Origin of the sequence: Streptomyces sp. NPDC127177 (genome assembly GCF_042672475.1) — a bacterium.
Classification (GTDB): Bacteria; Actinomycetota; Actinomycetes; order Streptomycetales; family Streptomycetaceae; genus Streptomyces.
Genome location: NZ_JBHXUW010000076.1, coordinates 22356 through 34719 on the forward strand (window position 1 = coordinate 22356; position 12364 = coordinate 34719).

Below are 12364 nucleotides of genomic sequence, written 5' to 3' on the forward strand. Positions count from 1 at the left end.
ATCGGAGTGTTACCCGCGTCAGGCGTCACGGGGATGACGCTCCTGACGTCAGCTGTCATGATGTGCCGATGCACGCGTCACGGGGAAGAAGCGCCGGCCTGGGACTCGCCCTCGCCTCGGCCTTCGCGTTCGGCGGTTCCGGAGTGGCTGCCAAGCCGCTGATCGAGGCGGGTCTCGACCCGCTCCACGTGGTGTGGCTCCGGGTGACGGGCGCCGCGCTCGTCATGCTGCCGGTGGCCTGGCACCACCGCGCTCTGGTACGCAGCCGGCCCGTGCTGCTGCTCGGCTTCGGTCTGCTCGCCGTCGCAGGCGTCCAGGCCTGCTACTTCGCGGCGATCTCCCGTATTCCGGTCGGTGTCGCCCTGCTGGTCGAATATCTCGCGCCGGCCCTCGTCCTCGGCTGGGTGCGCTTCGTCCAGCGCCGACCGGTGACCCGTGCGGCGGCAGTCGGCGTGGTCCTCGCGGTGGGTGGACTCGCGTGCGTCGTCGAGGTGTGGGCCGGGCTGACCTTCGACGTCGTCGGGCTGCTGCTTGCGCTGGGCGCCGCCTGCTGTCAGGTCGGCTACTTCGTACTCTCCGACCCGGGCAGCGGCGAGTCCGCGGCGGGCGGCGAACCTCCGCACCCCGTCGGGGTCATCGCCTACGGCCTGCTGATCGGTGCCGCCGTCCTCACCGTGGTGGCCCGGCCGTGGGGCATGGACTGGTCCCTGCTCGGCGGAGGCACCACGATGAACGGCGCGGACGTGCCCGCCTGGCTGCTGCTCGTCTGGATCGTGCTGCTCGCCACCGTGATCGCGTACGTCACCGGCGTGATCTCGGTGCGCCTGCTGTCCCCGGCGGTCGCGGGCGTCGTCGCCTGCCTGGAAGCGGTCATCGCGACCGTCCTCGCCTGGGTACTGCTCGGCGAACATCTGGCGGCCCCGCAGCTCATCGGGGGATTCCTGGTGCTGTTCGGTGCCTTCATCGCGCAGTCGTCGACACCGAAGGCGCCCTCGGGGCCGGTCGCGTCGGGCCGGGGCGGTGAGCCCGCCGGATACGAGGGGGAGTTGTCCGCCGGCCGAGCTGCCACGTAGGGTCGCGATCATGCATTCGACGGTGCTTCCGCCTCCCGCCGCCTAGAGCGGGCGGCCACATCTGACGAAGACCGGGCTCGGGGCAGTCCCCGAGCGGTTCGTCGCTGCCCGCGTGCGGAGCCGAGCGACCACCTCCCGTCTTCCTTGGAGAAGTCACGTGTCGAATCCTGCTTCCGGCCTGTCCGTCGGGCGGAGCCTGTTTTACCTGATCATCGCCGGAGTGGCCTGGGGCACCGCCGGTGCCGCCGCCTCACTGATCTTCGAGGTCAGTGACCTGGGCCCACTCGCCCTGTCGTTCTGGCGCTGCGCCGGCGGCCTCGTACTCCTGCTCGCCGCGCTGGCACTGCGGCCCGCACGCGGAGCCGCGGCCGCCGAGCCCCGGCGGCGTCGGCTGCTGCGCATCGTGGGTACGGGCCTGGGGCTCACCGTTTTCCAGACCGCGTACTTCGCCGCGGTCCAGCTCACCGGCCTCGCGGTCGGGACCGTCGTCACACTCGGGGCAGGGCCCGTCCTCATCGCCGTCGGTGCCCGGCTGACCATGGGTGAGCGGCTGGGCGGCGGCGGGATCGCCGCCGTGGCGGGAGCCCTGGCCGGGCTTGCCGTACTGGTGCTCGGCGGCGACGCCGGTACGGTGCGGCCCGCCGGTATCGCGCTGGCCCTGCTCTCCGCCGCCGGGTATGCCGGAATCACCCTGCTGACCCGTTGGCTCGGCCGCGACGGCGGCGGTACGGACGCGCTCTCCACCAGCGCCTGGGCGTTCGCCATCGCGTCCGTGCTCCTGCTGCCGTGGGCGGCCGGTGAGGGGATCGTGCCGCACACCGCGCACGCCGCGCAGGTGGTGACCCTCCTCGTGTACGTGGCGGCGATCCCGACCGCGCTCGCCTACGCGCTCTACTTCGCGGGGGCGGCCGTGGTCCGGGCCGCGACGGTGTCGGTGATCATGCTGCTCGAACCGGTGAGCGCGGCGGTCATCGCCGTCGTCGTGCTCCGGGAACAGCTCACCGCGGCCACCGTCGCCGGGACGCTGCTGCTGCTCACGGCGGTGGCCGGGCTGGCCGTGGCCGAGACCCGCGGCGCCGCACACGCCCGCCGGGAGGCGGCCGTCCAGGTCTGACCGCCGGGTGGCGGGCCCGCACCGGTCCGGTGCGGGCCCGCTCACCACTCCGGGTCGGCTCAGAGCGCCTTCAGATAGCCGGGGACCGCGACGGCGGGATCGAGGTCGGCCGCGGGCACCGGGTCGGCGAAGCCGCTGGTGAGCGGAACGACACCCGCCCAGTGGGGCAGTGCGAGGTCCTCGGAATCGTCGTTCGGGCCGCCGGTGCGGACCTTCGCGGACACCTCCCGCAGATCCAGCCGGAGCACCGCGGTGGCCGCCAGTTCCTTCTCGTCGGCAGGCCGTGAGTCCGCCGAGCGCCCGGGGACGACCTGCTCGACGATCGCGTCGAGCGCGGCGCGCCGCTCCTCGGGGTCGGTCACCGCGTGCGCGACACCATGGACCACCACCGAGCGGTAGTTGAGCGAGTGGTGGAAGGCGGAACGGGCCAGCACCAGTCCGTCCACATGTGTCACCGTCAGGCACACGGCCAGGCCTGCGGGGCTCCCGCCCGCCGTCCGCAGAGGGCGGGAACCGGTGGAGCCGTGTACGTAGAGCCGCTCGCCCACCCGGCCGAACAGCGTCGGCAGGACGACGGGGGTGCCGTCGCGCACGAAGCCGAGGTGGCAGACGTAGGCCTCGTCGAGTATCGAGTGGATCTGTTCACGGTCGTAGGCGGCCCGTTCGCGGGAGCGGGTCGGTACGGTGCGTGCGGTCGGTTCGTAGGCGGCTGCGTCGTCCGGGCCCGTGGTCTGCGGCGGTTGGGTGTCCGGCATTGCGTACTCCATTGCACTAGTGCATACTCTTCTTTGTGCTAGGAGAGTATCGGATCGTCGGACGGCGTGCATCGGAAATTGCCGCCAGCGTGGAGCAGGGGGTCGGCTCGGGAGAGCTGGCTCCCGGCCAAGTGCTGCCACCCATGCGTGAGTTGGCAGCCCTGCTGGAGGTGAATCCCAATACGGTGGCGGCTGCCTACCGGATCCTGCGCGAGCGCGGGGTGATCGAGACCGCCGGGCGGCGGGGCAGCAGGGTGCGCCCCCGCCCCGCGAGCACCGCGCGTGGATCGCTGCGGGTCGAGGCGCCGCCCGGGGTGCGGGATCTGGGGAAGGGGAATCCGGACCCGGCGCTGCTGCCCGCGCTGGGCGAGGCCTTCGCCGCGGTCACGGAGGCGTACGCGCTGGCGCCCGGGATGTACGCGCAGGCGCCCGTGGACCCGGAGTTCGCCGCGCTCGCACGGAGCGCGTTCGACGCCGACGGCGTTCCGGCCGGGCCGGTGATCGCCACCTCGGGATCGCTCGACGCGATCGAAAGGGTGCTGGCCGCCCATCTCAGACCCGGCGACGCGGTCGCCGTCGAGGACCCGGGCTGGGGCAGCCTGCTGGATCTCGTACCGGCGCTCGGCATGCGTCCGGTCCCGGTGGCGCTCGACGACGACGGGCCGCTGCCGGACGCTCTGGACGCGGCCCTGAAGGCGGGCGCCCGTGCGGTCGTCGTCACCGGCCGGGCGCAGAATCCGACCGGAGCGGTGATCGGTGCCGGGCGCGCGGCCGAACTGCGTGCGGTGCTCGCGGGGTACCGGGGTGTGCTGCTGATCGAGGACGACCACGGTCACGCGATCGTCGACCTGCCGCTGCACACCCTGGCGGGTGCCACGGACCGCTGGGCGGTCGTGCGGTCGGTGGCCAAGGCGTACGGGCCGGATCTGCGGGTCGCCGTGCTGACGGGTGACGCGGTCACGGCCGACCGGGTGTCGGGGCGGCAGGGGCTGGGGCCCGGCTGGGTCAGCCGGCTGCTGCAACGGGCGATGGTGCACCTGTGGACCTCGGGCGCCGTGGATCCGCTCGAGGTGGCCCGGGCGTACGCCCATCGCCGGGACGCGCTCGTGCGGGCGTTGGAGGCCCGGGGTGTCGAGGCGCACGGCCGGAGCGGGATGAACGTGTGGGTCCCGGTGAGCGACGAGACCGGGGCCGTGGCGCGGCTGCTGCACGCGGGCTGGGCAGTGGCGCCCGGGGCCCGGTTCCGGATGTCCGCGCCCCAGGGGATCCGGATCACCGTGTCGCCGCTCGATGACACGGACATCGGACCGCTGGCGGACGCGGTGGCGGCGGCGGCCGGGCCCGCCCGGCCGTTGAGCTACGGCTGAGCCCCGACCGCGACACGCCCCGGGCTCCCGTCCAACGCGGGCCCGGCCCGCTGGGGCCCGGATCCGGACGAACTGCCCTACCCGCGGACGGAGGCGGCTGCCCGTGCGGCCGTCCGGGCCGCGCGGGGCCTGCTCTGGGTCAGTGCGGCCCCCGCAAGGACCACGAGTGCGCCGACCGGGGTGTTCCAGCTCAGCTGTTCGCCGAGCACGGTGACTCCGGCGGCCGTGGCGATCACCGGGATGAAATACGTGACCATCTGCGCGGTCGTCGGCCCGACCTCGGTGACCAGCCCGTACTGGAGGAGCACGGCGAGTCCTGTGCCGAGGGCCCCCAGAGCCACCACGGCCAAGGTCGGCAGCAGCGGGAAACCCGTCGGGGCCGAGGTGAACAGCGGTGTCACCAGGGCCAATTGCAACGTGCCCAGGAAGAGCTGGCTGCCCGTGAGCGTGAGGGCCGACGAGCCGCTGCCCGCCAGCGTCCGGCGGACGTAGATCCAGCCGACCGGATAGCTGAGCGAGGCCAGCAGAGCCATCGCCGTACCGGTGAAGTCGAGGCCCGAGAAGCCCTGCCAGGCACCCAGCACGGTCAGTACCCCGAGGAAGCCGAGCCCGAGACCGGCCACCCGGCGGCGGGTCGGCCGGTCCTCGGACAGCGCGACCAGTGACAGCGCCATGCCCCAGAGCGGTGAGGTCGCGTTGCAGATGCCGGCCAGCGTCGAGGGGATGGACAGTTCGGCGTACGCGAACAGCGAGAACGGCAGCGCGTTGAGGAAGAACGCGGCGACGGCCAGATGACCCCAGGTGCGGGCGGTGCGCGGCAGTCGCTCCCGCTTCACCGCCATGGCCACGGCCAGCACCGCGGTGCCCGAGAGCAGCCGGCCGAGAGTGACCTGGAACGGGGCGTACCCGTCGGTCCCGACCTTGATCAGGAGAAAGCTGAACCCCCAGATGAGCGAGAGCGCCGCGAAACGCAGCCGCCAGTCCAGGGCCGGTCGGCGGGCCGGGCCCGGGTCCGCGGGGGAGGGGGTCGAGGGGGTGGTCGGCACGGATGCGATCGGTGCGGGCGGTGCGCTCATGGGTTCCACGATGACGAATGCGATCTCTTAGCACAAGTGAGAGTTTGTGCGTCTCTTCGCGTAGCATCGCTTACATGTTGAACCTGGAGCGCCTGCGCACCCTGGATGCCCTCGCCCGGCTCGGTTCGGTGAGCGGCGCCGCCGAGGGGCTGCACGTCACGACGTCGGCAGTCTCGCAGCAGATGGCCAAGCTGGAGCGTGAGGTGGGTCAGCAGCTGCTCGCGAAGAACGGCCGCGGGATCCGGCTCACCGACGCGGGACAACTGCTCGCCGACCACGCCGCCCGGATCCTCTCCCAGGTCGAACTCGCGCAGTCCGACATCGAGGCGCAGCGGGGCGAGGTGGTGGGCGAGATCCGGTTGAGCGCTTTCCCCACGGCGGCGCGCGGGCTCTTCCCGTCGGCCCTGCTCGCCCTGCGCACGGACCACCCCGAGCTCCGGGTGCGTACCCAGGAGATGGAGGCCGAGGCCGGGATCCACGCCGTCTTCCGGGGTGACATCGACCTCGCCGTGGTGCTGGACTGGAGCAACAAGCGGCTGCCCGTGCCGGGCGGTCTGGCCATGGCGCAGCTCCTGGACGACGCCCCGGACGTCGCCATGCCGGCCGGGCACCCGCTCGCCGGCCGGGCCGAGGTGGATCTGGAGGACTTCGCCGACGACGACTGGGTGTCCTGGCCCGAGGGTGAATTCTGTTACGAGTGGCTGATGTTCACCCTGCGGGCCAAGGGCATCGAACCGCGTATCGCCCACCTCGCGCGTGAGCATCACACCCAACTCGCCCTGATCGCGGCGGGAATGGGGGTCTGTGTGGCACCCAGGCTGGGCCGGGGTCCGGTGCCGGAGGGGGTGGCGCTGGTGCCCGTACGGCAGAAGATGCGACGTCATGTTCACGCCGTGTGGCGGGTGGACGCGGACCGGCGGCCGTCCATCAGGGCGGCGGTCGCGGCGTTGAAGGAGGCGGGCCGGGAGCTGGACGAGCCGTTGGGGAACAGGCAGGGGCAGAGGTGAGCCGCCGCCGGCGGGAGGCGGGGGTGTCCCATGGGCCGCAGTACCCCCACCGGCCGCAGTGCCCGGACCTGCCGCATTAACCCGTCGGCCGCAGCGTCCAGACCTGCCGCAGTAGTACCCCCACCTGCCGCAGTACCTCCGTCGGTCCCCGTCCCCAGGCGGATCGTCAGATGCCCGGCAGCGCGGCGAGTTTGCCGAAGTCCCAGGAGGTGACGGACTGCGGGGTGAGCCGCAGCCACGCGTGCCGGCCGTCGTGCGGCATCACCTCCATGCCGAAGTACTTCGCCGCGAACAGCTGCTCGGGCACGGCGAGTTCGGGGCAGGGCTCACCGGTACGCGGTGCCTCGCCGACGAACACCGCGTCGCCGGACAGCTCGATGCCGCGCAGCTCCCCGTACTCCACTCCGTCGTCCACCACCACGGCGATCCTCGGGTCCTGGCGCAGCTGCGACCAGCGCAGGCTCCGGGTGATCGAGTAGAGCCACAGCGAGGTGCCGTCCCAGCAGAACCAGAGCGCCCCGACGTGCGGGCGGCCGTCCGCGCCGACGGTGGCCACCCGGCAGGTGCGCTGCTCGGCGAGGTAGGTGTCGCGTTCCTCGTCCGTCATCATGATCCGGCGGCCCCGTCGCTGAATGACGGCCATGGGAAGCCCCCTCCTGATAGCTGACTATGTGTCAGGAATCATGGGGCCTCTTCCCTCGTCGCGCAATGGAGGTTAGCCTCGCGCGCCCGTTCCGTCGCCGAGAGGGGCCCGCAGTGCCGTCCAGGGAACAGCTCGCCGAGCAGACAGATCCGGCCTCGACCGTCCTGCTGACGGTGGAGTGCCAGCAGGGTGTGGTGGGGCCCGGCAGCGCGCTGCCGGAACTGGCGAAGGAGGCCAGGTCCTCGGGGGCGCTGCACAATGTGGCCCGGCTGGTCGCCGCCGCCCACGAGTCCGGGATCCAGGTGCTGCACGCCGTGGCCGAGCGACGCCCCGACGGCCGCGGTGCCAACCGCAACGCCCGGCTCTTCCGCGCCGCCGGGCGGCTCCCCGTGCAGCAGCACTCCGGCACCACGGCGGTACGGATCGCCGAGCCGATCGAGGTGGCCGACGAGGACATCGTCGTCCGCAGACTGCACGGACTGTCGCCGATCGCGGGCACGGACGTGGACGCGCTGCTCCGTAATCTCGGCTGCCGCACGCTCGTCGTCACCGGGGTGTCGGCCAACGTGGCCATTCCCAACGCGGTGTTCGACGCGGTGAACCTCGGCTACACGGCGGTGGTGCCGTCCGATGCCATCGCGGGGGTGCCCGCCGACTACACCCCCGCGATGATCCGCAACACCCTCGCCCTGGTCGCCACCGTCGCCACCACGGACGATCTGCTCGGCTGCTGGCTGCGCGGACGTCCCAGGGGTGGCGACAGCAGTGCGACCACAGGAGGTGGGGCGTGTCCCGGGAGTTCCGCGGGGCCCGCCATCCGGGCGGACGGCGCCGCGTTCAAAACACCTAGGAGGCGAGGCTGATCGAGTCGCCGTCGACCTTGATCGGGGTGGCGGGCAGCGGCTCGGTGGCGGGTCCCGTCTTCACGTCACCCGTCGCCACGTCGAACTTGCTGCCGTGGCAAGGGCAGTTGATGGTCCCCTCCGCGACGCTCGAGACCGCACAGCCCATGTGCGTGCACTTCGACGAGAACGCCTTGAACTCACCGGCCGTCGGCTGCGTCACCACGACCCCCTGCTCCGTGAAGATCTTGCCGCCGCCCTCCGGGATATCGGCGGTCTTCGCCAGGACGGCGCCACCGCCGCCCGCCCCGCTGTCACCGGTCTGCTCGACGACACCGGAACCCGCAGCCTCCTCCTTCGAACCGCCGCACGCGGTGAGTACGGCGGCTACGGAGACCGCGCCGGCCGCTGTGACGACGGTCCGGCGTCCGAGGCGGACCTCGCGGTCCTGCGATGTGCTCATGCTGGCTTTCCCTTCCACGGTGTACTTGGCTCCGGCGCTTCGTCCAGGGGTACGCGCAGCCGGCACCCCGTGTTCAAAGCCCCAGGGACTTCCTCAGGAACTCCCGCTCCAGCAGCAACAGGTTGCTCGCCGTCTCCTCCTGGCTGACCAGATGGCCCGCGCCCGACAGCGGCAGCACCGTATGCGGCCGGCCGGCGGCCAGCAGCGCTGCGGAGAACCGCAGCGTGTGAGCCACGGCCACATTGTCATCGGCAAGACCGTGGACCAGCATGAGTGGCCTGGTCAGGGCGCCGGCCTCGGCCAGGAGGGAATTGCGGCTGTAGTTCTCCGGAAACACGTCCGGGTGGCCCAGGAACCGTTCCTCCCAATGGGTGTCGTAGAGCCGCCGGTCGACCGAAGCCGCACCCGCGATCGCGGCGTGGAAGACCTCCGGGTGGCGCAGTACGGCCGCCGCCGCCAAGTAGCCGCTGAACGACCAGCCCCGCATCGCCACCCGCGTCAGGTCCAGGTCGGGGTGGAGTACGGCCGCCGCGTGCAAGGCCTCGATCTGGTCCTCCAGAACGACCGTGAGACGGTCGCCGTGCACCGACTTCTCCCAGGCCTCGCCCCGTCCGGGCGTGCCCCGCCCGTCGGTCACCAGGACCGCGAAGCCCTGCTCGGCGAACCACTGGGCGACCGCGCCACCACGCCCGAGCCTCCAGCACGATCTGCATGCCGTGGCCCGCGTAGGGGCTGAGCAGCACCGGCAGCGGGCCGTCGCCCGGCCGGTGCCAGGAGGGCAGATGGAGCCTGGCGCGCAACTCCCGCCCGCCGAGCCTCAGGGCCGGCGGCCGAGAGACGATGAGCGGTTCCTCCGCCAGCACCGCGATCCGGCCCACCTGGGCACCGTCGCGCAGCACCGTCAGGGTATGGCCGTCCGGAGTGCGGCTGTCGAGCACCACCGCCGGACCGCCCACGGACGCCGTGTGCACACCGGGTGCGCCGCTGACCCGTACGAAACCCTCATCGGGTGCGTCGGGCTTGTAGGACCAGACATGGATCTCGGTCGGTTCCTCGCTCGCGGTGAAGTACACCCGCCCGTCCGCCGCGCCGATCACCTCCCGGACCTCCAGCCCCGGCGGCGTCGGGGTGCCGCCGATGTCCAGGCCCTGGGTGTCGCCCCCCGGGCGGGCCGCGACGACGAGCGCGCCGGACGCCAGACGCAGCGGTGTGCCCGGCCGTAGCGACACCCAGGCCGCGTCATGGGTCCGGTTCGACGTGCGGGTGGTACCCGACCGCTCGTCCACCTCCAGGACGTGGACGGACCGCTGGTCGCGCGTCTGCACGGAGACCAACGGCCCCCGGTCGTCCCAGCACGCCGACACGACGTACTCGAAGTCCCGGGCCGTCCACTTCCCTTCGGGGTGGTCCCCGCCGGCCTGTCCGGGCAGCCTGACATCGGTCCGTTCCCCGGACATCCGGACCAGATGCAGTGACACCTTCGCGTTCGGCGTGCCGGCGGCCGGATAGGGCACCACGCGGGGCGGCCGCTCCGGGTCCACCGGATCGCTGATGTAGCGGCGCCGGACCTCTGCCGTGTCCGACCGGGCCACCAGCAGCGCATCGCCGCGCGGCGACCACCAGTGGCCGCGCGAGCGCCCGATCGATTCCTGCGACACGTAGTCGGACAGCCCGTACGTCACCTGCTCGCCGTCCGGCCCCGCGAGGAGGCGGTCCGCCGTCCCGTCGGTCCGCACGGTGTGCAGCCCGCCGCCGGACACGTACGCGATCACGGAGCCGTCGGGAGAGGGGCGCGGGTCCACGACCGGCCCGGCCGTCGGGATCCGTCGCGGCGCACCGCCGTCGGTGCGCACCACCCAGAGCGCGCCCCCCAGCGCGAAGGCCACGAGCAGTGCCGCCGCGTCCGTGGCGTAGGAGACCACGCCCGACGACGCCTCCCTGGCCCGCTCGCGCCGCGCCAGCTCCTCCGGAGGAACCTCGCCCGGTGCCCCCTCCGCGAGGTCGGGCCCGAGCGGGTCGGCGAGCATCCGCTCCTCGCCGTTCTCGTACAGCCAGAGCCGGCTCACCTGGTCGGTGCCCGATGTGCCGCGCACGAACAGCACCCGCTCGCCGTCGGGCGAGACCGTCACCTGCCGGGGCACCCCGAGCGAGAAACGCCGGGTGCGGGCGAACTGGGCGGGGAAGCGTTCGGCGGCGCTCGCGAGGGAATCGGCCGGTGCGTCGAAGGGAGGAGTCATCCCGACACCATGACAGCTCTCGTTCGCAGCGGCCGACCGGAGTCCGGCCCGCCCGGCCGGTAGCCGTGGCGGCAGTTTCCGCACACGCTGCCGCCCGAAGATGCCGCCGCAACTGCCGATCGCGCAGCAGGGCCGACCCTACGGTCAACTCCTGTAAGTGACAGCTGACTTCATGGAGGACAGGGATGAACAACAGCATGCGTACCGCGGCCGCCGCCGCCGCACTCGTCGCCGGTCTCGTCACGGTGAGCGGTACCGCCAACGCGGCCGAGCGTCCGGAGCGGATCACCAGCCAGGAGCAGCTCGCCAAGAGCATCGCCCAGGCCGTGGCCGTCGAGCAGGAGAAGGGCGCCGTGACCGTGGGCGTCGTGGGCGGCAGGGTGGTCAGCAGTGCTCCTTCGACGCTTTCCTGCTGACGAATAGGAGGTGAGCACCGTGGACAGCAGCACCGCGAACCCTGCCGGGGACGGGCAGGAGACTCCCCTGAGATGGTGTCCGAGCGGCGATGCGAGCAGCCCGGAGTCAGTCGTCCTCGGCGTACGGTCCGGGGATCGGGACCAGGTCGTCTACCTGGCCGAGCCCGTACCGGCCGCCGACGTTCTCGGGGCCATCCCGGAAGGCATCGCACCCAACCGGGTGCTCCGGTTCGCCTCGCACTGTGTGTCGGACTGCGCGAACCGGGTCGGTGAGGCCTGCGGGCTGATCGAACGCATCACGACCGTCCCGGCCGGCTCCGTCCCGGCCGCCGTGCCACGGTGCCACCTCCGCCCGCACTGCAAGTGGTGGAACCAGGTCGGTGTCGAGGCCTGCCACCGCTGCCCCGCCCTGACGACCCTGGAACCCCGCGACGACGAACTCGCCGTTCTCGTCGCGGACCCGGCGACCACCCGTGATCAGCTGGAGAGCTGGATCGCCGCCGCTCAGTGAGCGAGGATCGTTCACTGAGCCGGTCGCCGACCGGACCGAGCACGAGAGAAGGGATGTTGTGAACAACTGGATACGGTGCTTCCGCCCGGCCCCCGACGCCGGAGCGCAGTTGTTGTGCTTCCCGCACGCAGGCGGTTCGGCCAGCAGCTACCATCCGCTCGCGGCCGAGGTCGCGGGGTCGGTGGAGGCACAGGTCGTGCAGTATCCCGGGAGACACGACCGCCTCGCCGAGCCGTTCGCCGAACGGCTCGGCGATGTCGTGGACGCCGTGCTGGCCTCGCTCCCCGCGAGCGGCGGCCGGCCCCTCATGCTGTTCGGCCACAGCATGGGCGCGCTCCTCGCGTTCGAGACGGCGCGCCGGCTCTCGGCCGAAGGGCGCCCGCCCGCCACGCTGTTCGTCTCCGGCAGTGAGGCCCCGTCGCTGCCGCGACCGGCCAGGCTGCCCGATCCGCCCAGCGACACGGACCTCATCGGGGAGATGCGGCTGCTGTCCGGCACGGACGAGGAACTGCTGACCCATCCCGAGATACTCCAGCTCGCGCTGCCACCGCTGCGCGCCGACTACGCCATGCTCTCCGCACGCACCTACGTCCCCGGGCCGCCGCTGCGCTGCCCGGTCGTCGCGCTGACCGGCGACAGCGACCCCCGGGTCTCCCTGGAGGGTGTGCAGGCCTGGGAGCGGGAGACCGATGGCCCCTTCGAGCGGCATGTGCTGCCCGGTGGCCACTTCTTCCTGAGCGACCACCTGCCCCGTGTCGCGGAGCTCGTCGCCGCCCACGTGCCCGGCCGGCCGGCCCGTACCACCGGCTGAATCCGCACACCGCACTGCGCAACGGGCTTGGGCCCCGACCCTTCCGGGT

At 72.5% G+C, this 12364-nt stretch carries 12 protein-coding genes and 1 pseudogene; 8 read left to right on the forward strand and 5 right to left on the reverse strand.

Annotated features, from left to right (window positions below):
- The first annotated feature begins 68 nt into the window (after positions 1-68).
- Positions 69-1073 carry a DMT family transporter gene (locus ACFVJX_RS32280; RefSeq protein WP_384134798.1) on the forward strand — a complete coding sequence of 335 codons (1005 nt, stop codon included), beginning with the start codon at positions 69-71 and terminating at the stop codon, positions 1071-1073.
- Positions 1074-1230: 157 nt separating this feature from the next.
- Positions 1231-2187: a DMT family transporter gene (locus ACFVJX_RS32285; RefSeq protein WP_384134801.1), complete on the forward strand. Its 957-nt coding sequence runs from the start codon at positions 1231-1233 to the stop codon at positions 2185-2187.
- A gap of 59 nt (positions 2188-2246) precedes the next feature.
- Here the strand turns inward: ACFVJX_RS32285 and ACFVJX_RS32290 are convergent, their stop codons facing one another.
- Positions 2247-2942: a pyridoxamine 5'-phosphate oxidase family protein gene (locus ACFVJX_RS32290; RefSeq protein ID WP_384134803.1), complete on the reverse strand. Its 696-nt coding sequence runs from the start codon at positions 2940-2942 to the stop codon at positions 2247-2249.
- Between the two features lie 35 nt (positions 2943-2977).
- On the opposite strand from ACFVJX_RS32290, the gene ACFVJX_RS32295 reads away from it, so the two are divergent.
- Positions 2978-4309, forward strand: a complete 1332-nt coding sequence (locus tag ACFVJX_RS32295) for an aminotransferase class I/II-fold pyridoxal phosphate-dependent enzyme (protein ID WP_384134806.1) — start codon at positions 2978-2980, stop codon at positions 4307-4309.
- Positions 4310-4386: 77 nt separating this feature from the next.
- Here the strand turns inward: ACFVJX_RS32295 and ACFVJX_RS32300 are convergent, their stop codons facing one another.
- Positions 4387-5385, reverse strand: coding sequence for a DMT family transporter (locus tag ACFVJX_RS32300; protein WP_384134809.1), 999 nt, complete (start codon positions 5383-5385; stop codon positions 4387-4389).
- 74 nt (positions 5386-5459) lie between these two features.
- Between ACFVJX_RS32300 and ACFVJX_RS32305 the strand changes: the two genes are divergently transcribed.
- Positions 5460-6392 carry a LysR family transcriptional regulator gene (locus tag ACFVJX_RS32305; RefSeq protein ID WP_384134811.1) on the forward strand — a complete coding sequence of 311 codons (933 nt, stop codon included), beginning with the start codon at positions 5460-5462 and terminating at the stop codon, positions 6390-6392.
- Positions 6393-6558: 166 nt separating this feature from the next.
- Here ACFVJX_RS32305 and ACFVJX_RS32310 read toward each other — a convergent pair whose 3' ends face one another.
- Entirely contained in the window at positions 6559-7035 is a 477-nt protein-coding gene (locus ACFVJX_RS32310) for a pyridoxamine 5'-phosphate oxidase family protein (RefSeq protein ID WP_384134814.1), read from the reverse strand.
- A gap of 113 nt (positions 7036-7148) precedes the next feature.
- On the opposite strand from ACFVJX_RS32310, the gene ACFVJX_RS32315 reads away from it, so the two are divergent.
- On the forward strand, positions 7149-7898 hold the full coding sequence (locus ACFVJX_RS32315) for a cysteine hydrolase (protein WP_384134817.1): 750 nt from the start codon (positions 7149-7151) through the stop codon (positions 7896-7898).
- On the opposite strand, the gene ACFVJX_RS32320 is transcribed toward ACFVJX_RS32315, so the two are convergent.
- Together ACFVJX_RS32320 and ACFVJX_RS32325 are read right to left on the reverse strand one after the other, a co-directional pair.
- Entirely contained in the window at positions 7882-8340 is a 459-nt protein-coding gene (locus ACFVJX_RS32320) for a Rieske (2Fe-2S) protein (RefSeq protein ID WP_384134820.1), read from the reverse strand. The genes ACFVJX_RS32315 and ACFVJX_RS32320 overlap by 17 nt on opposite strands.
- 73 nt (positions 8341-8413) lie before the next feature.
- A pseudogene (locus tag ACFVJX_RS32325) lies at positions 8414-10577 on the reverse strand (prolyl oligopeptidase family serine peptidase).
- 185 nt (positions 10578-10762) lie between these two features.
- Between ACFVJX_RS32325 and ACFVJX_RS32330 the strand changes: the two are divergent.
- From ACFVJX_RS32330 to ACFVJX_RS32340, 3 genes are read left to right on the forward strand one after another with little or no spacing between them, the layout of a single operon-like run.
- A complete protein-coding gene (locus ACFVJX_RS32330) occupies positions 10763-10993 on the forward strand; it encodes a hypothetical protein (protein ID WP_384134823.1) in 231 nt (76 codons plus the stop codon).
- 19 nt (positions 10994-11012) lie between these two features.
- Positions 11013-11504 (forward strand): hypothetical protein, encoded by a 492-nt coding sequence (locus ACFVJX_RS32335; protein WP_384134826.1) that lies wholly within the window; start codon positions 11013-11015, stop codon positions 11502-11504.
- A gap of 58 nt (positions 11505-11562) precedes the next feature.
- The gene (locus tag ACFVJX_RS32340) at positions 11563-12315 is read left to right on the forward strand and encodes a thioesterase II family protein (protein ID WP_384134829.1); all 753 of its coding nucleotides are present in this window, start codon (positions 11563-11565) and stop codon (positions 12313-12315) included.
- Positions 12316-12364: the final 49 nt, after the last annotated feature.